General features: G+C 66.0%; 20 protein-coding genes and 1 tRNA gene. 11 read left to right on the top strand and 10 right to left on the bottom strand.

The genetic code is table 11. From position 1 onward, the window contains the following. Positions 1-7: 7 nt before the first annotated feature. Complete coding sequence (locus ACYQ4T_RS05455; protein WP_459851262.1) at positions 8-1,174, bottom strand: efflux RND transporter periplasmic adaptor subunit; 1,167 nt, start codon at positions 1,172-1,174, stop codon at positions 8-10. 59 nt (positions 1,175-1,233) lie between these two features. Beyond that, positions 1,234-4,383: an efflux RND transporter permease subunit gene (locus tag ACYQ4T_RS05450; protein WP_459851261.1), complete on the bottom strand. Its 3,150-nt coding sequence runs from the start codon at positions 4,381-4,383 to the stop codon at positions 1,234-1,236. Between the two features lie 208 nt (positions 4,384-4,591). Between ACYQ4T_RS05450 and ACYQ4T_RS05445 the strand changes: the two genes are divergently transcribed. Then, on the top strand, positions 4,592-5,257 hold the full coding sequence (locus ACYQ4T_RS05445; protein WP_459851260.1) for a TetR/AcrR family transcriptional regulator: 666 nt from the start codon (positions 4,592-4,594) through the stop codon (positions 5,255-5,257). 7 nt (positions 5,258-5,264) lie between these two features. Here ACYQ4T_RS05445 and ACYQ4T_RS05440 read toward each other — a convergent pair whose 3' ends face one another. The 4 genes from ACYQ4T_RS05440 to ACYQ4T_RS05425 all read right to left on the bottom strand — a co-directional run bounded on the left by ACYQ4T_RS05440 (position 5,265) and on the right by ACYQ4T_RS05425 (position 10,047). Then, positions 5,265-6,341 (bottom strand): DUF4915 domain-containing protein, encoded by a 1,077-nt coding sequence (locus ACYQ4T_RS05440; protein WP_459851259.1) that lies wholly within the window; start codon positions 6,339-6,341, stop codon positions 5,265-5,267. A gap of 271 nt (positions 6,342-6,612) precedes the next feature. Beyond that, the gene (locus ACYQ4T_RS05435; RefSeq protein WP_459851258.1) at positions 6,613-7,623 is read right to left on the bottom strand and encodes an Ldh family oxidoreductase; all 1,011 of its coding nucleotides are present in this window, start codon (positions 7,621-7,623) and stop codon (positions 6,613-6,615) included. Between the two features lie 52 nt (positions 7,624-7,675). Next, complete coding sequence (locus ACYQ4T_RS05430; protein ID WP_459851257.1) at positions 7,676-9,127, bottom strand: N-acyl-D-amino-acid deacylase family protein; 1,452 nt, start codon at positions 9,125-9,127, stop codon at positions 7,676-7,678. Beyond that, positions 9,124-10,047 (bottom strand): MurR/RpiR family transcriptional regulator, encoded by a 924-nt coding sequence (locus ACYQ4T_RS05425; protein ID WP_459851256.1) that lies wholly within the window; start codon positions 10,045-10,047, stop codon positions 9,124-9,126. Before ACYQ4T_RS05425 ends, ACYQ4T_RS05430 begins: the two co-directional genes overlap by 4 nt. A gap of 289 nt (positions 10,048-10,336) precedes the next feature. Between ACYQ4T_RS05425 and ACYQ4T_RS05420 the strand changes: the two genes are divergently transcribed. The 9 genes from ACYQ4T_RS05420 to ACYQ4T_RS05380 all read left to right on the top strand — a co-directional run bounded on the left by ACYQ4T_RS05420 (position 10,337) and on the right by ACYQ4T_RS05380 (position 19,120). After that, on the top strand, positions 10,337-11,389 hold the full coding sequence (locus ACYQ4T_RS05420; RefSeq protein WP_459851255.1) for a substrate-binding domain-containing protein: 1,053 nt from the start codon (positions 10,337-10,339) through the stop codon (positions 11,387-11,389). 66 nt (positions 11,390-11,455) lie between these two features. After that, positions 11,456-12,949 (top strand): sugar ABC transporter ATP-binding protein, encoded by a 1,494-nt coding sequence (locus ACYQ4T_RS05415; protein ID WP_459851254.1) that lies wholly within the window; start codon positions 11,456-11,458, stop codon positions 12,947-12,949. Beyond that, complete coding sequence (locus ACYQ4T_RS05410; RefSeq protein ID WP_459851253.1) at positions 12,946-13,890, top strand: ABC transporter permease; 945 nt, start codon at positions 12,946-12,948, stop codon at positions 13,888-13,890. Before ACYQ4T_RS05415 ends, ACYQ4T_RS05410 begins: the two co-directional genes overlap by 4 nt. Next, positions 13,890-14,834, top strand: coding sequence for an ABC transporter permease (locus tag ACYQ4T_RS05405; RefSeq protein WP_459851252.1), 945 nt, complete (start codon positions 13,890-13,892; stop codon positions 14,832-14,834). Before ACYQ4T_RS05410 ends, ACYQ4T_RS05405 begins: the two co-directional genes overlap by 1 nt. Positions 14,835-14,847: 13 nt before the next feature. Continuing rightward, positions 14,848-15,312, top strand: a complete 465-nt coding sequence (locus tag ACYQ4T_RS05400; protein WP_459851251.1) for a RidA family protein — start codon at positions 14,848-14,850, stop codon at positions 15,310-15,312. After that, positions 15,313-16,521: a hypothetical protein gene (locus ACYQ4T_RS05395; RefSeq protein ID WP_459851250.1), complete on the top strand. Its 1,209-nt coding sequence runs from the start codon at positions 15,313-15,315 to the stop codon at positions 16,519-16,521. It begins immediately after the preceding gene. Then, entirely contained in the window at positions 16,514-17,653 is a 1,140-nt protein-coding gene (locus ACYQ4T_RS05390; protein WP_459851249.1) for a M20 family metallopeptidase, read from the top strand. Before ACYQ4T_RS05395 ends, ACYQ4T_RS05390 begins: the two co-directional genes overlap by 8 nt. Before the next feature lie 2 nt (positions 17,654-17,655). Further along, on the top strand, positions 17,656-18,558 hold the full coding sequence (locus tag ACYQ4T_RS05385; protein ID WP_459851248.1) for an amidohydrolase family protein: 903 nt from the start codon (positions 17,656-17,658) through the stop codon (positions 18,556-18,558). Between the two features lie 109 nt (positions 18,559-18,667). Beyond that, on the top strand, positions 18,668-19,120 hold the full coding sequence (locus ACYQ4T_RS05380; protein ID WP_459851247.1) for a PAS domain-containing protein: 453 nt from the start codon (positions 18,668-18,670) through the stop codon (positions 19,118-19,120). A gap of 78 nt (positions 19,121-19,198) precedes the next feature. Here ACYQ4T_RS05380 and ACYQ4T_RS05375 read toward each other — a convergent pair whose 3' ends face one another. Beyond that, complete coding sequence (locus ACYQ4T_RS05375) at positions 19,199-20,581, bottom strand: hypothetical protein (RefSeq protein WP_459851246.1); 1,383 nt, start codon at positions 20,579-20,581, stop codon at positions 19,199-19,201. A gap of 415 nt (positions 20,582-20,996) precedes the next feature. Further along, positions 20,997-21,071, bottom strand: a tRNA-Met gene (locus tag ACYQ4T_RS05370). A gap of 212 nt (positions 21,072-21,283) precedes the next feature. On the opposite strand from ACYQ4T_RS05370, the gene ACYQ4T_RS05365 reads away from it, so the two are divergent. Then, positions 21,284-21,991 (top strand): DUF1223 domain-containing protein, encoded by a 708-nt coding sequence (locus ACYQ4T_RS05365; protein WP_459851245.1) that lies wholly within the window; start codon positions 21,284-21,286, stop codon positions 21,989-21,991. Here the strand turns inward: ACYQ4T_RS05365 and ACYQ4T_RS05360 are convergent. After that, entirely contained in the window at positions 21,988-22,290 is a 303-nt protein-coding gene (locus ACYQ4T_RS05360; protein WP_459851244.1) for an SCP2 sterol-binding domain-containing protein, read from the bottom strand. The two genes, ACYQ4T_RS05365 and ACYQ4T_RS05360, sit on opposite strands and share 4 nt — an antisense overlap. A gap of 21 nt (positions 22,291-22,311) precedes the next feature. Further along, positions 22,312-23,445 carry a tRNA 2-thiouridine(34) synthase MnmA gene (gene mnmA / locus ACYQ4T_RS05355; RefSeq protein WP_459852038.1) on the bottom strand — a complete coding sequence of 378 codons (1,134 nt, stop codon included), beginning with the start codon at positions 23,443-23,445 and terminating at the stop codon, positions 22,312-22,314. Positions 23,446-23,472 lie beyond the last annotated feature (27 nt).

The raw sequence follows: 23,472 nt of genomic DNA, 5'->3' as shown, positions 1-23,472 counted from the left end.
GAACGCTTCAGGAGGCGCTGGCCTGCTCCGGAAGCGGCTGCACCGGCATGCCGGGGCCGATCTTCTGCAGGTTGCCGGTGATCACCTTGTCGCCGGCTTGCAGGCCCTTGTTGATCACCACCTTGTCCCCCATGAGTGCGCCGGTCTCGATGAAGCGCTGCTCCACCGTGCCCTGCGCGCCGATCACGTAGACGAAGCGGCCCATCTGGCTCGAGCCCAGCGCGATCTGCGGCACCAGCAGCGCGTCCGGCTCGTCGGTCAGATGCAGGCGCACCTTGACGTACTGGCCGGGCAGCAGCGCCTTGTCGGCATTCTCGAGCGTCGCCCGCGCGGTGATCGTGCCGGTGCTGCGATCGACCGTGTTGTCGAGGAAAGTGAGCTTGCCCGAAACCCGCGGGGTATCCTCGCCGGCCAAAGTGATATCGACCGTGAGCTCGCCCTTGGCGCGATACTTCTGGATCAAAGCGAGGTCGGTCTCGCTCGGGTTGAAGGTCGCATAGATCGGCGAGAGCTGGACCAGCGTGTTGATGTTGGTCTGCTGCGCCGTCACCAGCGCACCTTCATGCACCAGGCTCTTGCCCAGCCGGCCGCTGAAGGGCGCGCTGATCTGGGTGTAGCCGAGATTGAGCTGCGCCGTGCGGATCGCGGCCTTGTCGGCCATGATCGCGGCCTGGGCCTGATGCATCAGGCTGGTCTTCTCCTCGTTGGTGTCCTTGGCCACGGCGCCCGTCGCGGTCAGCGCGGCATTGCGCTTCTGGCTCGAGGTCGCATATTCGAGCGCGGCCTGATTGCTCTGCAGCCGCGCCTTGGCCTGATCCAGCACCGCCTGGTAATCGTCGGGGTCGATCCGATAGAGGAGATCGCCCTCGTTCACGTCGGCACCGTCGGGGACTCCGGTCTCCTGCAGATAGCCGCCGACCTTGGCCTGCAGGGTCACCTCGCGAATCGCCTCGGTGCTGCCGACATATTCCAGGTAGACCGGGACCGTGGTCTTCGAGACCACCGCGACCGGCACCGGGAAAGCCTGCGGAGCGCCGCCTTCCGGCGCCTGTTCCTGCTGCGCCGCATCGGCCGCGACGATCTCGCGGAAGGCGTCGGGGAAAACGAACTTCACGGTGCCGTAGCCGGCAGCGGCGACGACGGCCAGTCCAAGAGCAGCGGTCCAAACACGCATGACCTAGTCCTCCAATGTCCTCAATCGGCCCGATGGGTCAGATCGGCCCGGCGTCAATCTCATTCGCCCGCGGCCGGGGCCGCGGTCTTGTGTTGCTCTTCCTCAGCGCCGGCCCGACCCTCACGCCAACGCTCGATCAGGGCATAGAAGACCGGCACGAAGGCCAGGCTGAGCAGCGTCGCCGCCAGCATGCCGCCGAACACCGTGGTGCCGATCGACTGCCGGCTGGCCGCACCCGCGCCGGTCGCGGTCATCAACGGCACCACGCCGAGGATGAAGGCGAAGGCGGTCATCAGGATCGGGCGCAACCGCAGTCGGCCGGCTTCCATGGCGGAATCCACGATGGTGTGGCCTTCCAGGCGCCGGCGCTTGGCGAATTCCACGATGAGAATCGCGTTCTTGGCCGATAGGCCGATCAGCATGACGAAGCCGACCTGGGAATAGACGTCGATCTGCATCCCGGCCGCCCAGAGTGCCAGCACCGCACCGAACAGCGCCAGCGGCACGGCGAGGATCACCATGAAGGGCATGGAGAAGCTCTCATACTGCGCCGCCAGGAACAGGAAGACGAAGATCAATGCGCCGGCGAAGACCAGAATCGCGATGTCGCCCGCTTTGAGCTCCTGATAAGTGATGCCGGTCCATTCGAAGTTGTAGTCGCCCGGCAGCACCGACTTCGCCACCCGCTCCATCGCCTTGATCGCCTGGCTGGAGCTGTAGCCCGGGGCCGGGCCGCCGTTGATCAGCGCCGAGGCATAAGCGTTGTAATGCGAGATGAATTCCGGACCGACGGTCGGCTTCAGCTCGCCCAGCGTGCTCAAGGGCACCATGCGCCCTTCGTTGTTTCGCACGTACAGACGCGAGATGTCCCCGGCCTGGGCGCGGGCGTTTTGTTCGGCCTGCATGGTGACGCGGAAAGTCCGGCCGAACTGGTTGAAGTCGTTCACATAGAGCGAGCCGAAGAAGATCTGCAGGGTGCTGAACACGTCCGGCAGGTCGAGCCCCAGCAGCTTCGCCTTAGTGCGGTCGAGCGCATAGTCGTATTGCGGCGTCGAGGTTGAGAAGGTCGAGAACAGGGCGTGCGGGTTGAGCTCGGGCTGCTTGCGCGCCTCGGCGAGCACCGCCTGGGTCACCTGGTCGAGCTCGGCGCTGGTCCGGCCGGTCAGGTCCTCGAGCTGGAACTCGAAGCCGCCGGTGGCGCCGACGCCCGGGATCGACGGCGGGTCGAAGCTCAAGGCGATGCCCGCCGGCAGGCTCAGCAGCTTGCCGCGGACCTGGTTGACGATATCGGAAGCCTTCTCGCCGGGCCCGCGCTCGGCCCAGGGCTTCAGCACCGCGAACTCGACGCCGGTGTTGGACTGCGCCGCGCCGGTCAGGAAATTGAAGCCGGCGACCGAGACCACATCCGAGACGCCGGGGGTCGCCTTCAGAATCTCGCGGACCTGGGTCGCCACTTCCTCGGTACGTTCGACCGAAGCGCCGTCGGGGAGCTGGATGACTGCGAAGAAATAGCCCTGATCCTCGACCGGCAGGAAGGTGGTCGAGAGCCGGCTGTAGATGCCGTAGGTCAGCAGCAGGCCGAAGGCGAAGAACGCCATCACGATCCAGCGCATGCCGATCAGATGACGGATCGACCAGGCATAACCGTTGGCCGAGCGCGTGAAGCCGGCGTTGAACAGCCGGAACGGCAGGAACTTCGACGGCGGCTGGTTGCGCAGGAACACCGCGCTCAAGGCCGGGCTCAGGGTCAGCGAGTTGAAGGCCGAGATCGCCACCGAGATGGCGATGGTGAGCGCGAACTGGTTATAGAGCTGGCCGGTGACGCCGGGCAGGAATGCGACCGGCACGAACACCGCCATCAGCACGGCGGTGGTGGCGATGATCGGCCCGGTCACCTCGGCCATCGCGGCCTTTGCCGCATCGATCGGCTTCAGCCCGAGATGCAGCTGTCGCTCGACGTTCTCGACCACGACGATCGCGTCATCGACCACCAGGCCGATCGCCAGCACCATGCCGAGCATGGAGACCGTGTTCAGCGAGAAGCCGAAGGCATACATGATGCAGAGTGTGCCGATCAGCGAGACCGGGATCGCGATCGCCGGGATCAGGGTTGCACGCCAGCTCTGCAGGAAGACGAAGACCACCAGGATGACGAGAACCATCGCCTCGCCCAGGGTCTTCATCACGTCTTCCATCGAGGCCGAGACGAACATGGTCGTGTCGTAGACGATGCCGTATTCGACGCCCTTCGGGAACCGCGCCTTCAAGGCGTCCATGGTCTTGCGGATGCCCGCGGACATCGCGAGGGCGTTCGAGTTCGGCGCCTGGAAGATGCCGAGGAAGACCGAGGGCTTCTCGTTCAGATGCGCGCTGGAGGAATAGGTCTGCGCGCCGAGCTCGATTCGCGCCACGTCCTTCAGGCGCAGCGTCGCTTCACTGCCAGTGCCGGCGCGGACGATGATCTCGCCGAACTGCGCGGGATCGCTGAGGCGCCCCAGCGCGTTCACCTGGACCTCGAAGGCGGTGCCGTCGGGCGCCGGCGACTGGCCGAGCTTACCAGCGGCGACCTGGATGTTCTGGTTGGCGATCGCGTCGCGGACGTCGAGCGCGGTCAGGCCCAGATTGGCGAGCTTGTCGGGGTCGAGCCAGACGCGCATCGAGTAGCGGCGCTCGCCGAAGATGATCACGTTGCCGACGCCCTGCACCCGCTTCAGCGGGTCCGCGAGCTGCAGGTAGGCGAAGTTGCTGAGGGTGGTGAGATCGACCGAGCCATCCGGCGAGGAGAGGTTCACCGCCAGCGCGAAGTTCGGGTTCTGCTTGGCGATGGTGACGCCGCCCTGGTTCACGATCGCCGGCAGCTGGCCGGAGGCCGCGGTGATGCGGTTCTGCACATCGACCGCCGCGACATCGATCGGATAGCCGACGTCGAAGGTGACAGTGATCGTGGAGGTTCCGTCATTGGCGCTGATCGACGACATATAGGCCATGCCGGGCACGCCGTTGATCTGCTGCTCGAGCGGCGTGGTCACGGTGTCGGCGACGACTTTGGAACTCGCGCCCGGATAGGCGGCGGTCACCACCACCTGCGGCGGCGTGATGTCGGGGAACTGCGCCACCGGCAGCAGCTGGTAACAAATGAGACCCGCCAGCACCATGATGCCGGCTATTGCAGATGCGAAGACGGGGCGACTGATGAAGAAACCAACCACTTAGGACTCTATGTGCTGGAGGCTAGGACGAAGGGCAGAACCGGGCCGGCGACTATGGCCGAAACGACGACCCAAAGATGTCAGTAGGCTAATCCCTTGTTCCGCTTGAAGTGTGATGACCGTCACATCTCGCGTGACAAGGCGTCGAAACGATGGTACTACTTAGTACCGCTGACGGTACTGATCAGTAAGTACCGCGTCAAGTGAAATGCGTGCAGTTGCGAAGACGGAGATTGAAATAGGCCTCAATAAGCCGGTCGAAAATGAAACTCTCGGGTCTCAAGGCAGCGAGCTGCAGACCCCGGGACCCCGTGCCGTCCCGCCGCGGATTCGGATCCTGAGCGCGGCCTGCGACTTGTTCTATCACCACGGCATTCATTCGGTGAGCATGGACGCCATTGCCGAGGCGGCCGCCACCAACAAGATGACCGTCTATCGCCACTTCCCCTCCAAGGACGTTCTGGTGGCCGAGTACCTGCGCAAGCTCGCCCAGGAGGCCGATGCGCATTGGGACGAGATCGCCGAACAATGCGCCGGCGATCCGCAGACGGAGATCCGCACCTGGCTCGCCCAGGTATCGGAATGCGTCACGCAAGACGGCGAGCGCGGCTGCCCGCTGGCGAACGCCGCGGTCGAACTGCCCGAGAAGGATCACCCGGCGCGGGCCGTCATCGAGGAATTCAAGAAGGGCCACCGCCTGCGCCTGGTGAAGCTGTTCGGCGATGCGAAGCTGCGCGATCCCGAAGGCTTGGCCGACGAGGTGTTCCTGCTGATCGAAGGTGCCCGGATGAACATCCAGAGCCTCGGGGTCGAAGGACCCGCCTCACGCCTCGTGCGAATGATCGCCGCACTGATCGACAGCCATCGGCAGTGAGATCGCGCTAGCCCGCGATCTGCTGCGGCTCGTCCAGACCTGAATCGGCGAAGCTCAGGCCAGCGAGGCGCGGCACGGCTTCGCCCGGGATGAGGGCGACGTCGATCGCATGGGCGATCGAACCGCGCAGCGCCAGCCGATGATCGATCTTGCGGTTCCTGAGATTGACCCAGTGGATCCCGGCGCCCTCGCCCGAGGTCACCACCAGCGCGTGGTCGCCGACGAAACGCAGGCCGCGCGGCGTGCCGGGCAATTGCACGAAGCGCTCGAAGCTGCGGCGCTCCGCATCGATCCAGCCGAGCCAGCCGGTGCCGCTCTCCAGCACCCAGAGCCGGTTGCGGTAGAGGCGCGGCGCGGTCGGCTGGCCGAGGCCCTCGGCCACGGCGCGATGGGTGACGGCATCGATGACCTGGCCGCCGTTCTGTGCTTGCTGCCAGCCGTCGTTCAGGTTGCTCGCCGCAGTGACGGTGACATAGGCGACCGCACCGTCGCGCAGGCAGAATCCGGACAGGTGGCAGCGGTCCTCGCGGACGATCTTGTCGATGAAGGCAGGGCGCCAGACCGGCTTCAAGTCGCCGCGGCTGTTGATCCGCGCGACGCAGTTGAACCCGGAAACCGCCGCCAACAGCTTTCCGGACTCGGCGACCGCGAGATCCTGGATGCCGATGGCGCCGGTCGGCCGGCACTGGCTCGGCAGGCAGAGGCGATCATTGCCGTGGAAGCATTCGCCGTCGCTCAAGGCATCGTCGAAGCGCCAGAGCCGGCGGTGCGCGGCGACATGGAGGCCCTTTTCGGTCAGCAGCAATGCGCCCGGCAGCTCGCAGCTCACGTCGAATACCGTGAGACCGGAGGCGCCGGCGCCGAGGGTAAGAATCTTGCCGCTCTCGCCGGTCGAGAGCGCGAGGCAGCTCTTGCGCAGGCGCAGCCAATGCCGCAACCGCGGCGAAGCCTCGACCAGGTCTCGCGAAACCTCGGGCGAAACCGCGGGCTCCGGCCGGACCGCGGCCGGCGGCACGATGGCCAGCAAAGCCTGCGGCGGGAGACGCCGGGAAGCGCGGTGCGGCCGGCTCGGAGGATGGTGCATGGTCTATCGCCCTGGTTGTGTCTTCCGCTGCAACGGAGGATGTGTGACTTACCTCAGTTTCCGCATAAAGTCACAAGAAAGTGAGTGACCGGGATCACGCAATGTCGAAACCGACCAAGCGATTGTACCGATGAAATTATCTAATCCGGGAAGGCTCCCTGGAGCGATCCGCGTGGGCCCGTCGCATCCAACCCCAATTTGGCAAGTTCAACATCCCGCAGTGAGTTCTTGATATAAATCAACAACTCGAGAATCGCCGCCGTCGCGGGAATCAAGTGAAGCTTTTCAGCCTTTCGTAGAGATCCTTGTCCAGCGGCAGGCCTTCCTTGGCGAGGCGCTTCTGGCTGGCTTCGCGTCGGGCGTTGGGCAGGCGCGCGCCTTTCTGGCTGGTGATCGATTTCGCGAGAGCCGTTACCTGCTTCGCGAATTGTCCGCCGGAGAAGCCATCCGGGGCGAGGGCGATGAAGAACTGGCCGCAGCCGATCGGCTTGCCGTCATTCTCCATGAAGGATCCCATTTGCGGTCCGCGGAGGGCGCCGGCCAAGGCCGCGCACATGACCTCGACGATCAATCCCTGACCGAAGCCCTTGTAGCCACCCGAAGGCGCCATCGAGCCTTCGAGACCCTTGTTCGGATCGGTGGTCGGCTTGCCGTACTTGTCGAGCGCCCATCCCGGCGGAATCGCCCTGCCTTCTTCCGACGCGCGCTTCACCGCCGTCCACGCGACGGCGGAAGAGGACTGGTCGATCAGGAAGGCGATCTTTCCCGGCTTGCCCGGCACGGCGAAGGACAGGGGATTGGTGCCGACGACGGGCTTGCTGCCGCCAACGGGCGCGATCACCGGCATGGCATTGGTGAAGCCGAAGGCGACCAGGCCTTGCTTCGCCAAGCTGCCGGTGTGGAAGCCGAGGGTCGCTGAATTGTAGGAGTTGTGCACCGCCATCCCGGCGATGCCGAACTTCTTAGCCGCCGGGATCAGCCTCGCGAAACCCTTCTCGATCGCAGGATGCGCGAAGCCGCGCCTGGCGTCGACGCGGAAGGCGACCGGTGAGAGCTTCTTCACCGCGGGCCTGGCTTTGCCGTCAACCTTCCCGCTGGCGACGTGCGCGCAATAATACTGCAGCCAGTAGAAACCGTGGCCTTCGAGGCCGCTCAATTCGGTGTCGAGGATGGCCTCGGTGAAATAGGTCGCATTCGCGGGCTTGGTGCCCGCCCCGGTCAGCGCCCCGAAGATAAGCTTGCGCGCGGCCTTCGGCGTCAGCCTGACCTGCTCCGAACCCATGTTGCGTCCCCCCGCTTGATTCTGACAGCGAGGAGACAGCGAAGCCGAAACGTCAGCCCTTGCGCAAGAGGCGCCCGGCGCGAGCGCCTTCCAGCGCCGGCTGGCCGTTCACATAGACAGCATTGATCCCCTCCGCGGCGCGGATCGGATGCTCGTAGGTCGCGGTATCCCGGATCTTGGCCGCATCGAACAGCACGAGGTCGGCGGCATAGCCTTCGCGCAACAGGCCCCGGTCTTCGAGACCGAAGCGCGCCGCGGTGAGGCCGGTCATCTTGTGGACCGCGTTCTCCAGGCTGAACAGCCGGACGTCGCGCACATAATGGCCGAGGATGCGCGGGAAGGTGCCCCAGAGCCGCGGGTGCGGATGCTTGTCATGCGGCAGACCGTCGGAACCGATCATCGTGAGGGGAAAGCTGAGGATCGCGCGCACGTCCTTCTCGTCCATCTGGAAATAGATCGCGCCTGCCGGCAGCAGCCGCTCGCCCGCCTCGCGCTGGGAGCAGCCCCATTCCTTGGCGATGTCGGAAAGGTCGCGGCCGGACATCTCTGGATGCGGCGCCGACCAGGTGACCATGATTCGAACGTCGTCGCGCGCCTCCTCGGGATAGAGCACGGTCGAGCCGGCGTCATAGGGATAGGCGTCGAGGCCGACGGACTGATGCTGTGCAGCTTCGGTGATGCGGCGCAAGGTCTGGCGGCTGCGGCCGTAATTCTCCGGCAGGGCGCATTTGTGATGCGAGATCACCACCGGAACCTTGGCGCGGCGCGCGGTGTCGAAGGTCTCCTCGAGGGATTCCATGACCTGGTCGTATTCGTCGCGCATATGCGTGGTATAGACGCCGCCTTTGGCGCCGACGATCTCAGCCAACGCCACGACCTCATCGGCATCGGCGCCGCTGTTGATCGGGTAGAACAGGCCGGTCGAGAAGCCAACCGCGCCGGCATCGAGACTATCCGCCAGGAGCCTGCGCATCCGATCGATCTCGCCCGCCGAGGCGCGGCCAGAGATGTCCGACATGGTGGCGACGCGCAAGGTGCCGTGACCGATCAGCGCCGCGACATTGACCGCGGGCTTGGCGGCATCAACCTTGGCGGCGTATTCGGCGAAAGTGTCGTAGGCAAAGGTCTTGGATTCGCCGAGCAGGTTCAGCGGCGGCGGCGGCAGGTCGCCCTTGATCCGAATCGGCGCACCGCTGATCCCGCAATTGCCGACCACGACGGTGGTGACGCCCTGCGTCACCTTTGGCCGCATGCCGGGCTCGCCGATTACGGCGAAATCGTCATGGGTGTGGCTGTCGACGAAGCCCGGCGCCAGCACCAGGCCGGTCGCGTCGATCACCTTGCGCGCGGCAATGGGATCGACCGAGCCGGTCTCGTCGATGCGGGCGATGCGATCGCCGCTGACCGCAAGATCGCCGTTGCGCGAGGGTCCACCGCTGCCGTCGATCAGCCGCGCTCCCTTGAAGAGGATGTCGTACAGCGGTGCTTTGTTCTGGGCATTCATGATCGGGATCGCTTCCGACGCTGGGATTTGGTTGTGGGGCCGGGCTCCGTGGATCGCGGCGGCGGCGTGATCGCGTGGACCGGAATGAGATTATGCCGAATTCGCCGCAGCTTTTCATGCACGACGGCGCCGCGCCGCACCGCAACCCCGGTCGCCAGCACGTCAATGACGGCGATCTGCGCAAGCCTGGAGGCGGTCGGCTTGAAGATGTCCGGATCCTCCGGAACGTTAACCAGGACCGGCACGTCGGCAAGGCGGGCCAGCGGCGTCTCCGGCTTGGTGACCGCGATCAGCTTGGCGCCGTATTGCTGCGCGATCTCGGCACTCTCCAGCACCTCGCGGACATAGCCGCTGTTGCAGATCGCGAGCACGCTGTCGCCGGGACCGAGGGTCGAAGCCGACATCCGTTGCAGATGGTTGTCGCCGTAGCAGGCGCAGGGAATGTCCAGGCGGAAGAAGCGATAATAGGCATCCATCGCGACGCCGTGGCTCGCACCTCCCACGCCGTAGATGTCGAGCCGCCGGGTCTCGGCGATGATCTCAATTGCCTGCCGCACGGCCTGGTGGTCGAGCTGGTCGCGCGCCAGGGCGATGCCGTCCAGGATCACGTTCATGACGCGCTGCGCCAAATGCGCCACGTCGTCGTCGAGCCGTTCCGGCTGCTTGATGTAGTTGGTGCCGACCGCGAGATTCTGCGCCAGCTTGAACTTGAAGTCCCGCAAGCTTTCACAACCCAGCGCGCGGCAAAAGCGCGTGACGCTGGGCTGGCTGACGCCGGCGCGGTCGGCCAATTCGGCAATGCTGGCGCGGCCGGCGAAGAACGGATCCTCGAGCACGACCTTCGCCACCTCGCCCTCGGCCGGGCGGAACTGCCCCTCCATGGCCCGCAGCCTCGAAATGATGTCGACGACCGTGCTCATCCCCGTCTCTCTCAACCCGGCCTTTCGCGACGATCCCTTTACGCGCAGCGGCAGCATATCCGTTTGTAACTTAATTTCTATCACCCTCGCCTTGTAACTTACTTACAGAGCATTCAGGCAGGATTTCCGCGGTTCTTGGTAACATTCTACCAGAGACGCGACGACAATCTCCCAGAATCGACTTGCGAAGAGAAAAATCTTGTAAGAGAATTTCACACGACGTTTGGGGAAGCGTCTGCCCAGAAGAGCAGAGCCCCGGCGATCGCAACCCGACAGGAGGCTCTGAGAAATGAAACGGCAAACCTTGCGTCATCTTTCCGCCGCCGTGCTGGCCCTTGGGCTTGCCGCGGCGGGCGCATCTTCCGCATTCGCCGCATCGAAATGCATCACCGCGGAGCAGAAGCCGCCCTATTCGATCGGCTGGGCCAACATCTATTCGGTGCCGACCTGGATGAAGGAGACCACCGGCACGATCGAGGCGATGGCCGAGGAGCTGAAGAAGGAAGGCCTGGTCAGCAAGCTGATGATCACCGACGCGCAGGGCAATGCGAACACGCAGATCCAGCAGATCCAGTCGATGATCGACGCCAAGCTCGACGTCATCGTGGTGATCGCCGGCTCGGCGACCGCGCTCGACCGGGTGATCGCCGACGCCTGCGCCAAGGGCATCGCCGTCATGAACTTCGACTCCATGGTCGACACCAATGAGCTCACCGCCAAGGTCAACACCGACCAGCTCGAATGGGGCAAGGAAGCCGCCACATGGCTGGTGAAACAGCTCGGCGGCAAAGGCAAGATCCTGGTGTTGAACGGCCCTGCGGGGATTTCCGTCTCGGACGCGCGGCGCAAGGGCGCCGAACCGGTGCTGAAGGAGAATCCGGGGATCGAGATCCTGGCCGAGACCAATACCGACTATAACGCGGCACCGGCGCAAGAGGCGGTGACCAATCTTCTCTTTAGCCATCCCGAAATCGACGGCGTTCTGTCCTTGGGCGGTGCGCTCTCGGCCGGCGCGATCATGGCCTTCGACAAGCAGGGCCGCGACTTGGTCCCCATCACCGGCGAGAATTATCGCCAGTTCCTGGAGATGTGGAAAGAGAAGAAGCTCAACGCCTGGGCCGCGCAGCAGCCGAACTGGCTGGCCGCACTCGCCACCTATGCCGGCGTGAAGGCCAAGCAAGGCGAGGACATCCCCGCCTATATCAAGGTGCCGCTGCCGATCATCACCAACGAGAACCTCGACTCCTACCTCGCGCGCAAGGACGAGTTCCCGGCCGATGGCTATATCTACTCTCCCTATGACACCAAGCTGTTCGACCAGCTGATTGCCGACAGCAAATAACGCTGAATGTAGACATGCGCAGGGTTCCGCCGCGATGATGGCGGCGGAACCTTGGGCTTTGAGCTGATGGCAGACGGTCGGGTCCTGCTGAGCGCAGCAGGCATTTCCAAGTCATTCTTCGGCAATCCGGTGCTGCGCGACGTCTCGATCGCGCTGGTGGCGGGGCGCATCCATGCCTTGCTCGGTGAGAACGGTGCCGGCAAGAGCACGCTGATCAACATCCTCTCCGGTGCGCTGCCGCCCAATGCCGGGACGATCGCTATCGCCGGGCAGTCGCTGCCGTCGCTGACTCCGCGGAGCGCGCGCGACTTCGGTATCGCAGTCGTGCAGCAGGAACTGAGTTTGATGCCGCATCTCTCGATCGCGGAGAATATTGCACTCGGTGCCGCACCCAAGCGCTTTGGGCTGATCGACTACGGTGCCGTCAAGGACCGGGTCACGGCGATCGCGCGTGAGGCCGGGATCCATGAACCGCTCGATCTTCCCGTGAACAAGCTGGCGCTCGGGCGGCGGCAGATGGTGGAGATCGCCAAAGCGCTGTTCCGCCAGCCCAAGGTACTGATTCTCGACGAACCCACCTCCTCGCTCTCGGCCCACGACGTCGGCATCCTGGTCGGGCTCATCCGCCGACTCAAGGCCCAAGGGCTGGCGATCCTCTACATCTCGCACCGGCTCAATGAGATCCTCGATTTCTGCGACCACGTCACCGTGCTCAAGGACGGCGCGCTCACTGCCGACCGGCCGCTCGCCGGGATGGATGCGCAAGGGCTGGTGCGGCTGATGGTGGGCCGCGATCCAAACGATCTCTTTCCGCCCTTTCAATCGAGGGCCCAGGACGAGCGCGTGCTGGCGCTCAAGAATTTTCGCACGGCCGCCGTCACCGGCATCGATCTCGAACTTCGCAGCGGTGAGATCCTCGGCCTCGGCGGCCTGGTGGGCCAGGGCCAGGAGGATTTCCTGCTCGGCCTCTACGGCGCTGCGGAGTCCGCAGCCGATCGCTTCGAAGCCGGCGACGCCAGTTCGCCGTTCCGCAATGTGATGGCCGCCAATCGCGCCGGCCTCGCCTATGTCCCGGCCGATCGCAAGAAGGAAGGCCTGCTGCTGCCGCACAGCATCGATCTCAACCTGCTGCTGCCGAGCCTCGCGCGCTCCGGCGCTAGGCTGTTCCGGCAGCGCGGTGCGGAACGCACCATCACCGAGAGCCTCGCGGCGCGCCTTTCGATCCGCGGCGATCGCAAGCGGCCGGTTCAAGCCCTCTCCGGCGGCAACCAGCAGAAGGTGGCGCTGGCGAAATGGCTGCCGCTCAGCCCGTCCATCTTGCTGCTCAACGACCCGACCCGCGGCGTCGATGTAGCCACCAAGCGCGAGATCTACCTGGCGCTGCAGGCGATGGCGGCCGAAGGCAAGGCGGTGATCCTGTTGAGCTCCGACACGCCGGAGCTGGTGCATCTCTGCGACCGGGTCGCGGTATTCCATAAGGGCCGGATTGCCGCGGTGCTCGATCATGCCGCGGCGAGCGAGGAAGCGATAGTCGGCGCGGCCTTGGGTGTCGCGGCATGAGTCTCTATTGGGCGATCCAGTGGCGGCGCAACGAGGGGCTTGGTGCCCTGTTCCTGGTGCTGGCCGGCTTCCTCATTCTCTATGCGATCCTGTTCCCGGGAATCCTCAGCATCGGCGGCGCCGGACGCTTCGTGCAGAACTGGTTCCCGATGGCTCTGGTCGCCGTCGCGCAGGCGATGATCATGCTGACCGGCGGCATCGATCTCTCGATCGGTGCCATGGTGGGCCTGGGTTCGGTGGTCGCGGCCACCAGCATGGGCGGTGCCTTCGGCATCGCCGGCGGCACGGCGGCGACGCTCGGCATGGGTGCTACGGTCGGCACCATGGTCGGCATCATCGTCTCGGTCGGGCGCTATCCGGCGATCATCGTCACGCTCGCGACCTCCTTCGTCATCGGCGGCGCCGCTCTGCTGATCCTGCCACGGCCGGGCGGCGACATCCCGCCCGTGCTCTCCGACTTCCTGGCCGGCGATCACCCGACCGCCGTGCTGATGCTGATCCTGTTGATCCTCGGCTGGAAGCTCTATCAGGCGACACCGCTGGGCATGGGCCTGGTCGCGGGCGGCGACAACCCGATCGGCGCCTATCGCTCCGGCGTGCCGACCCGCACCGCGCGGATCTTCGCCTATGCGCTGAGCGGCTTGCTGACCGCAGGCGCCGGACTCTATGTGGCGGCGCAGACCGGGTCCGGTGACCCGGTGATCGGGCAGCCCTTCACCCTGGCGGCGATCGCGGCGGCGGTCCTGGGCGGCGTCAGCTTCCTCGGTGGCCAGGGCACCTTGCGCGGCGCGCTGGCGGGCAGCCTGCTGATGAGCGTGCTGATCAACGTGATGTTCTTCATGAATCTGCCGCCGGTCGCGCAATATGTCGTGCAGGGACTGATCATCGTCATCACCGTCGCCTTGCCCCAGTTGAAGCGGATGCTGCGGAGGATCGCCTGATGCAGCTACGCTTCGCCATGACCGACACGACACGCGCCGCCCTGCCCTATGCGCTGATCGTCGTCCTCTGGGTGGCCGCCGGCGCCATCCTGCCGGGCTTCGCCAAGCCGGGACATATCCGCTACATGGTCGAGCTCGCCGCCGTGATCGGCCTGGTCGGCATCGGCCAGACCCTGGTCGTGATCGGCGGCGGCATCGACCTCTCGGTCGCGGCAACCATCACCGTCGCGGCGATCGTCATGCCTTTGGTCTCCTTCGCGCCGGACACCAGCGGCATCGGCGCCATCATCCTCACTCTGGCGGTTGCCGGCGGGATCGGTGCGATCAACGGGATCGGCATCGGCATTCTCGGCCTGCCACCATTGATCATGACGCTCGCCACGGCGACGACCCTGCAAGGCCTGCTCGTCATCATCGCCGGCGGCAGCGCGGTCACGGTCAGCAACCCGCTGCTGGTCTGGCTGGGCTCAGCGCGGGTCGCGGGCATCCCGGTCGATATCCTGGTCTGGGCTGCGATCGCGGCGCTCTGCCTCGCCTGGCTGCACGGAACCAGGACCGGGGCCACCGTCTTCGCCCTCGGCACCAATCCGCTGGCGAGCCGGCTCTCCGGCGTCGCCGAGCGGCGTGTCACCTTGCTGCTCTACACCGTCTCAGGCTTGACCGCGGGCTGCGCGGGGCTGCTGTTGCTGGCGATGAACGGCCAGGGCTATGTCGGGATCGGCGATCCCTACCTCCTGTCCTCGATCGCCGCGGTAGTTCTGGGTGGGACCTCGATCCTCGGCGGGCGTGGCACCTACGCCGGCACGATCGCCGGAGCGATCCTGCTGGTCACCATGACGGCGCTGATCACCGTGGTGAACGCCTCGGCGGGGTGGCGCAGCATCATTTTGGGTTGCCTAATCCTCGGAATGCTGCCTTTGTCCGGTCGCGACCAGAATCGCTGAAAAGGAGAACGGAATGAGTGGTGCGATCGAAGCGCGGTTGAAGTCCCTGGGGATCGTGCTGCCGCCGGTGCCGACACCCGTTGCCAATTATGTGCCCTTCGTGATCACCGGCTCGCTGGTCTTCCTCTCCGGCCAGGGCCCGCGCCGCGCCGAAGGCGGCATGCATACCGGCAAGGTCGGCGGCGGCGTCACCGTCGAAGAGGCCTACCAGCACGCCCGCATCGTCGGCATCCAGCTGCTCTCTGCCCTGCGCGACGCGGTCGGCGATCTCGACCGGGTGACGCGGATCGTGAAGCTGCTCGGCATGGTCAACGGCGTGCCGGATTTCAAGCAGCATCCGAAAGTCATCAACGGCTGCTCCGATCTCCTGGTCGAGGTATTCGAGGCCAAGGGCAAGCACGCCCGTTCCGCCGTCGGCATGGGCAGCCTGCCCGACGACATCACGGTCGAGATCGAAGCGATCGTCGAGTTCAAGTAGATGCCGCGCGACACCGGCCCAAGGTTGGCGATGTGGACCTATCCCTGGGACGTGATCGACCTGGGGCTGGAGGCGGTGTCGCGCGATCTCCAGGACCGCGCCGGCCTGAACGGCATCAACATTGCCGCAGCCTATCACGCCGGCCGCTTCTTCCAGCCGCGCAGCCCGAAGCGCAAGGCCTACTTCCCCGAGGACGGCACGATCTACTTCCAGCCGGATCCCCAGCTCTGGGCGGGACAGCGCATCCTGCCGAAGGTCGCGGACGTCGTCGCCGGGCAGGATGTACTGAGGGACCTGATCGCGGCGCGGGATCGCGGCGGGCTCTCGGTCGCCTGCTGGACGGTCTGCCTGCACAACATGCGCCTCGGGCTGCTGCATCCCGACCGCTGCACCCGCAATGCCTTCGGCGATACCAACTACTACAGCCTCTGCCCCAGCCATCCGGATGTGCGCAGCTACGTCATCACGCTCATCAAGGATCTCACCACGCGCTACCGGCCGGACATCGTGCAGCTCGAGACCCCGGGCTTCATGGGCTATGCGCATGAGTTCCATCACGAGAAAGACGGCGTCGGCCTGACCGCGGAAGACGACTTCCTGATGTCGCTCTGCTTCTGCGACGCCTGTATCGCAGGCGCGGCGAAATCCGGCGTCGATGCCGGGGCCGCGCACAAGACCGTGCAGCGATGGATCGTGGAGGCTTCCGAGCGCGCAGTGCCGGCGCCGCGCTGGCCGGACTTCGTCACCCGCGGGCCGGACGTGTTCCGCGATCAACCGGAGCTCGAGGCCTTCGTGCGCTGGCGGTTCGAGCCGGTCACCAGCCTCATCGCCGCGATCCGCGATGAGGCCGACCCCAGGGTGCCGATCGACGTCATCGACATCAACGACGGCTGGCGCTCCGGCAGCGATCTCGCGGCGCTGGGCAAGATCAGCGAGGGCGTGGTGTTCTGCGCCTATGACCGGTCGCCGGAAGCGCTCGAAGCCGACACGGCCAAGGTGCGCGCGCTGCTCGGCGGCGACGTGAAGCTGGGTGTCGGCATGCGGCTCTTCCATCCCGAGATGCGGTCGGCCGAGGACATCGCCGCGCGCTCGCTGGCCGCGATCCGCGCCGGCGCCGGCGAGATCGACTACTACAACTATGGACTGGTCCCCGCCGCGCGGCTCGACTGGGTGCGCGCGGCCAGCGATGCGGTGATGCGCCATGGCTGATGCGGCAGAGATTTTCACCCTGCTCGATCGCCTGGTCGCTTTCGACACCCAGAATCCACCGGGCCAGGAGGCCGAAGCCGCGCGCTTCCTCGCAACGACCGTCGCCCGCTTCGGTTTCGCCGCCGAGCTGCAAGCGGTGGCCGCGGGACGCGCGAACCTGGTGGCGAGGCTCGAAAACGGGCCAGGTCCCACCCTCGCCTTCAACTCGCATATCGACACCGTGCCGGTCGGCACCGGCTGGAGCAGCGATCCCTTGCGCCTGGTCGAGCGCAATGGCCTGCTTTACGGACGCGGCTCCTGCGACGCCAAGGGCTCGATCGCCAGCATGACCGAGGCGGCGCGCCGGCTCGCAGCGCGCAAGAACGAATGGAGCGGCACGCTGCTGCTGACCTTCGTCGCCGACGAGGAGATCGACGGCACGGGATCGAAGCAAGTTACGAGCGAAGCGAAGGCAAAGCAGGCACCGATCGACGCGGTCATCATCGGTGAGCCGACCAGCAACCAGGTCCATTCGGCGCATAAGGGCGTGCTGCGGCCGCTGCTGCGAGTCAACGGCCAGACCGCCCATTCAAGCCGCCCGGAGCTCGGCATCAATGCGATCCAGAAGGCGGGCCTGCTGCTCTCGCTGCTCGACGCCGAAGACAAGAAGCTGCGCCGCCGCCACCATGATCTGGTCGGACCGGCCACCCTCACCGTGACCCGGATCTCCGGCGGCATCGCCGACAACGTGGTGCCGGGCTCCTGCGAGATCGTGGTCGACCGCCGCCTGCTGCCCGGCGAAGACTCCGGTGCGGCACTCGCTGAGCTGCAGGAGCTGCTGTCCCATGCCAAGGAGGAGCACGACATCTCCGCCGAGGTGGTGGATGTGCGCACGGTTGCCGGGGCGGCGGAGACCGCAGCCTCGTCGCCAATCGTGCGCCTGAGCCTCGCGGCCAATGCGCAAGCCGCCCCCGAAGGCTTCACTGGCGGCTGCGACCTGGTGCATTTCCGCGCGATCGGCAGCGACGGCATCATCCTCGGCCCGGGCTCGCTCGACCAGGCGCACAAGCCGGACGAGTTCGTGCCGAAGGCGGAGCTCATCCAGGCGGCGGCGCTCTATCGCGACATCGCTCTGGCGATGCTGCGGCGCTGACGATGCGGCTCTATCGCGGCCCGATCGTCGATGCGCATCACCATCTCTGGGATCTCGCCGACGACCGCTATCCCTGGCTGGGGTCGGCGCGCCGGCCGCAGATGGTGTTCGGCCCGAGCGAGGGTCTCGCGCGCAACTACCTGATCGCCGACTATCTCCACGACATCGCCGGCGAGAATGTCGTCAAGTCGGTGCATATCGAGGCCGGCTTCGGCGGCGCGCCCTGGGAAGAAACCGAGTGGGTGCAGGCGATCGCCGAAAGGCACGGCTTCCCCCACGGCATCGTCGCCGCGGCGCCGCTTGCCGATCCCGATCTCGCCGCCATTCTGAATCGCCACGCGCGCGCGCCCAACCTGCGCGGCATCCGCGCCATCGCCAGCTGGCACGAGCAGCCGCAGCTGCGCTTCGCGGCGCGGCCGGACCTGATGGACGATCCGGCCTGGCGGCGCGGCCTCTGCCTGCTGGTCGAGCGCGACCTCTCGCTCGACCTCATGGTCAATGCGCCGCAGCTCGATGACGTGGCGCGGCTGGCATCGGATCATCCGGCCTTGCGCATCGTCGTCAACCACGCCGGCAGCCCGGTCGACCGCGATCCGGCCGGTCTCCGGAACTGGCGCGACGGCCTCGCGCGCCTGGCCGCGGCGCCGAACGTCTGGATCAAGATCTCCGATCTCGCCGCCTACGATCACGACTGGACGGTCGAGAGCTACCAGCCGATCGTGACCGCGGTGATCGAGGCCTTCGGCGCCAAGCGCTGCATGTTCGGCAGCGACTTCCCCGTCGCCGGCCTGCATGGCGATTTTGCCGCGCATTTCAATGCCTTCCGCGCGATCGTCGCGGCGCTTCCGGAAGCATCGCAGCGCGATCTCTTCCACGACAACGCGGCGGCGTTCTACCGCCTGTGAGCGGCATTTTGATATTTGCACCAGAGTTCTGTAGTATGACGACGCAACATGGGGATATGTTGCCGTCGTTTCCGGCGCGGCGTCTTTCCGATGGCGTGAGTACGATTTTATGCAGGACTGGAAAGCGACGTGCCACCCGGACATCCTGAAAATGCTCGCCTACTGGGAGAGCAAGCGGCACGGCCGTTCCATGCCGCCGCGCAGCGACATCGACCCCGCGGAGATGGTCGGCCTGCTGCCCAACATCATGATCGTGGACGTGGTCGATGACGCGCGCCGCTATGTCTACCGCTTGGTCGGCACCGGCGAGGTGCAGCTCCGCGGCAACGACCCCACCGGCAAGTCGGTGCGCGACGGCTATTTCGCCGCGACTCCCGAAGCCGCCGAGGAGCGCTACGACCGGGTCTATCGGAGCCGCGCACCCTATTACGAGGAAGACAATTTCCAGATGGTCGATCGCTACATCTGCGAGGCCAACCTGTTCCTGCCGCTTTCCGACGACGACCGCACGGTCAACAAGATCCTGGTTTTCTCGATCAACCGGGATCTCTATCGCAAGTGATCGGCGGCCGAAGACCCCAAGTGCCGAACCAGACTCTCGCCACACGCACCGGACGGATTTGAACCGCCGATCCAGGGATTATGATTCCCCTGTTCTACCGCTGAGTTGCGGGACCAGCGTGTCCGGACGGACGGGCCGGCGGGAGAGACGGACCAACCCGGCGATCGCTTCCACCGCCGGGAAGCAGAAGAACGGATAGATGATGAAGCCGTGTCGGGGCATCGGCTGGAAGAAACCGTAGAACAGCACCACGATGGCGATGTACGCGGCCGGGATCCAGCCGAGCCGCCGGCTCGCCAGCAGCGCGAGGCCGACCAGTCCGATCAGCTGGACGATGGCGATCGTGTCCGCGCGCGCGGTGCGGGCGCCCTCCCAGCCTGAGAAGTACATCTGCCACGGGCGGGGCGCGACGATCTCGCTGGCGTGCCTGGCCCAGAGCCCAGCGAAGTCGAGCGGGTTGGCGGCGGTCCAGGCGAGCGTCTGGTCCAGCAGCGCGCGGGAATAAGCGGCCTCGCCCCCGGCGGCGATGGCGGCGCGCGCCGCGGGACTGGCACCGGGATGAATTGCACGCAGGCGGTTGTTGAAGACGGACTCCGGCGCCTCGCCCGACAGCGCCGCCGGGTGATTGGCAAGCGCCAGTTCGATACCGAGATTGCTGCGAAGCAGGATCGGCTCGCCCAGCACCTCGACGTTGCGCAGGGTCCAGGCACCGACGGCGAGCACCAGGACGGCGGCGGTCGCGCCGCCCAGCGCCAGGCTGGACGACAGTGGCAGGCGGCGGAGCGCGACGATCGCCCAGCAGGCCCCGACCGCGAGGCCCGCCTGGGGGGATACGAAGAAGGTCAGAGCGAACAACGCGGGAATCGCGACCAGGTCGCGGCGCGCCAGGCGACCACGGCGGTCCAGCGCGATCGCCGCGAGCATGTTGACCGCGACGAGGCACAGCGCGCTGCCGCCCTCCCAATAACGAAAATCGACTGTCTCCTGCCGCACGAAGGGCGGCACCAGCAGCAGCAAGGCCGTGCCCCAGCGCACCACCCGCGGATCGACGCCGAGCCGCAGGAATACCAGGCGAACGAGCAGATAGCCGGCCAGCACCTGCCCCAGCGAGAGACCCAGCAGCACGACATTCGCGGCGCGGCTTACCGGACCGAACAGCCACATCACTCCGCCGGCAAGCAGCGGGTTGAACGGCAGAAGATGGGCGCTCGGTCCCTGGCCCGGAAAATAGGCGTCGCCGATCGTGCCGGAACGGGCGACGGACAGCGCGACATTGGTCGCCTCCGCCGCGTCCAGAAGCCCGTCAAGCCCGCCGTACACCCGCACCAGCCAGATGAGCCGGATCGCCACGAAGGCAAGGCTCAGGGTCAGCAGAAAGCCGCGTTCAGCACCTTTCGCTTCACCGTCTATGGATCTTCTCGATATGGATCTTCTTGTTGTCACGCCGCCCCGCGAAACCACGCCGGCAAGCCAGCCCGCGATGAAGCGTCAGCGAACCCGCGCGGCGTCTGAGTACAACCAGAGCGCTAGAATTGTCGGCGGTCGGTTTGAGGTCAAGCGCCCAGAGCGAACTATCCACAGCGATTTGAAGCTGTCATCTCCATGCGTGGAGTCACAAGCAACGGCGGCTTCTTTTCTGTTTTTACCGCGCCCGACCGCGATCGAACCGTTGCGATTTCCACGGACGCGTGGCTCACCACGAGAAGAAGAACCCGATGTCCCCGGCCCTTCCTCGCGCCCTCATGCTCACGGCGACACCGGAGCGGAAGCCCGCTGCCGCAGGCACGCCTGTCACGCGCTGCCGCTTGAAGCATGGACCGCGTCCCTTGGCCAGCGCCCAGCGCGCCGGCAAATTCATCATCACGCGGGGTGAAATTGGTAGCACCGGACGGATTTGAACCGCCGACCAAGGGATTATGATTCCCCTGCTCTACCGCTGAGCTACGGTGCCACCGGGACCTGCTGAAGAGGTCGAGCGGGCAGCTTGTAGAGCGGCCGCCCCGGCCTGTCAAGAAATCCACAAGCCTTTGATCCGGATAAGTAATAACGCCCGCGCCCCGGCGCAAGAGGAGGCTCCGCCGGGCCCTGCCGCGGTAATGCGGTAACCCGCCGCCGGGTTGCGGCGAAGTGTCCAGGCAGCCCCATGACGAGCCGGAGCCCCCGATGACGCATTCCTGGAAATTCCAAACCTTTGCCGCCGCCCTCCTCGCGCTCTCGACCGGCGCGGCGCAGGCCGACGGCGCCCGGAGCCCCGTGGTGGTCGAACTCTTCACCAGCCAGGGCTGCTCCTCCTGCCCGCCGGCCAATGCGAACCTCGCAGCGATCGCGGAGCGGCCCGACGTCTTGGCCTTGAGCTTCGGCGTCACCTACTGGGACTACCTCGGCTGGGCGGATTCCTTCGCCAAGCCGGAGTTCACCCAGCGCCAGTACGCCTATGTGCAGTCGCTGCACCGCGCCACCGCCTATACGCCGCAGATGGTGGTGAACGGCGATATGGACCTGGTCGGCAACTCGGCGGCGGAGGTCGATCGCTTCATCGAGGCCGCGCGCCGCGAAGCGCCGCCGACCATGCCACAGGTCTCGCTCGTCGGCGGCAAGGTCACGGTCGGCGCCGCCGCCGCGCCCGAGGATCCGGCAGATGTCTGGCTGGTGCGCTATGACCCCAACATCGTGCAGGTGCCGGTCGCGCGTGGCGAGAATGGCGGCCGCACCCTGCCGCACAAGAATGTGGTGCATGATTTGACACGGCTCGGCGGCTGGAGCGGCGAAGCGGTCAGCTTCGATCTGCCGCCGGCGGAGGCCGGACTGAAGACTGCGGTCCTGGTGCAGAGCGCCTATACCGGACCGATCCTCGCCGCCGCAAAGAATTAGTCGGCAAACATCGAGGTGAGTTTCAGCGCGACGCCCATCTTGCCTTCGACCTTCAGCTTCCCGGTCATGTAGGCCATGGTCGGGTCGAGGTTGCCCTGCATCAGCTTCTCCAGGTTCTCGGCGCTGATGTTGATGGTGGTGTCGGCCTCGCCCTTGTCCTCGTTGCCGATGTCGGGGCTGCTGTCGGTGCCGTCCCAGAAGATGACGCCGTCGTCGAGTACGAACTTCACCTTGTAGCCGAGCTTCACGTTGCGCGCGGCCTGCTTGCGCAGCTCTTCCGTCAGTTCCGCGAGATCCATGCTACTCCCCCGAAGTTCATCTCAAGCGGCGGTGGCCGTTCTTGCACCCGCGGCTTCGCGGCGGATCCAGCCGCCGCCGAGCACGCGGCTCCCCTGATAGACGACGCAGGCCTGGCCCGGCGCGACGCCGAACTGCGCTTCGTCGAACGTGACTTCGGCGCCGTCGCCGGAGACGGTGATCTTCGCGGCGGCAGGCTTGCTCATGGAGCGGATCTTGACCGTGACCGGCAGATCCTCGGCCGCGCCGGCCAGCCAGTTCACTTCGCGCAAGGCGATGCGCTCGCAGGCGAGCGCCACCTTCGGGCCGACGATCACCTCGCGCGTGGCCGGATCCACGCGCACCACGTAGAGCGGCTCGTTGCTGTGGGCCTGGTCGTTGACCGCTATGCCGCGGCGCTGGCCGACGGTGAAATGGATGACGCCGCCATGGCTGCCCAGCACCCGGCCATCGACATGGCGGATGGCGCCGGGCTCGGCAGCGCCGGGGCGCAACCGCTCGACCACGCTGGCATAGTTACCGTTGGGCACAAAGCAGATGTCCTGGCTGTCCGGCTTCGCCGCGACCGCCAGACCGAAGCGCTCAGCCAGCGCGCGTGTCTCACTCTTCGGCATGCCGCCCAACGGGAAGCGCAGGAAGTCGAGCTGCGCCTGGGTGGTGGCGAAGAGGAAATAGCTCTGGTCGCGCGTCGGATCGGTTGCGGCATGGAGCTCCGCGCCCCGCGCGCCCATGACCCGCTGCACGTAATGGCCGGTCGCGAGGCAGTCGGCCTCGAGCGACCGCGCCTGGTCCAGGAGGTCTCGGAACTTGACCCGCTGGTTGCAGCGCACGCAAGGGATCGGCGTCTCGCCGGCGAGATAGGAATCCGCGAAATCCTGCATCACCGCGTCTGAAAATCGGTTCTCGTAATCGAGCACGTAATGCGGGATGCCGATGCGATCTGCGACCTGGCGCGCGTCGTAGATGTCCTGGCCGGCGCAGCAGGCCCCCTTCTTCTGCAAGGCGAGGCCCTGGTCGTAGAGTTGCAGCGTCACGCCGACCACGTCATAGCCCTGCTCCTTCAAGAGCGCCGCCACGACCGAAGAGTCGACGCCGCCCGACATCGCCACCACCACACGGGTGGCAGCGGGCGTCTTGGCAAAGCCTAATGAGTTCAATCCAGTCGCCATAAGTCCAGTCTAACA

The sequence above is a fragment of the Dongia sp. agr-C8 genome (genome assembly GCF_054658695.1).
This window is presented reverse-complemented; position numbering and strand designations above follow the sequence as displayed.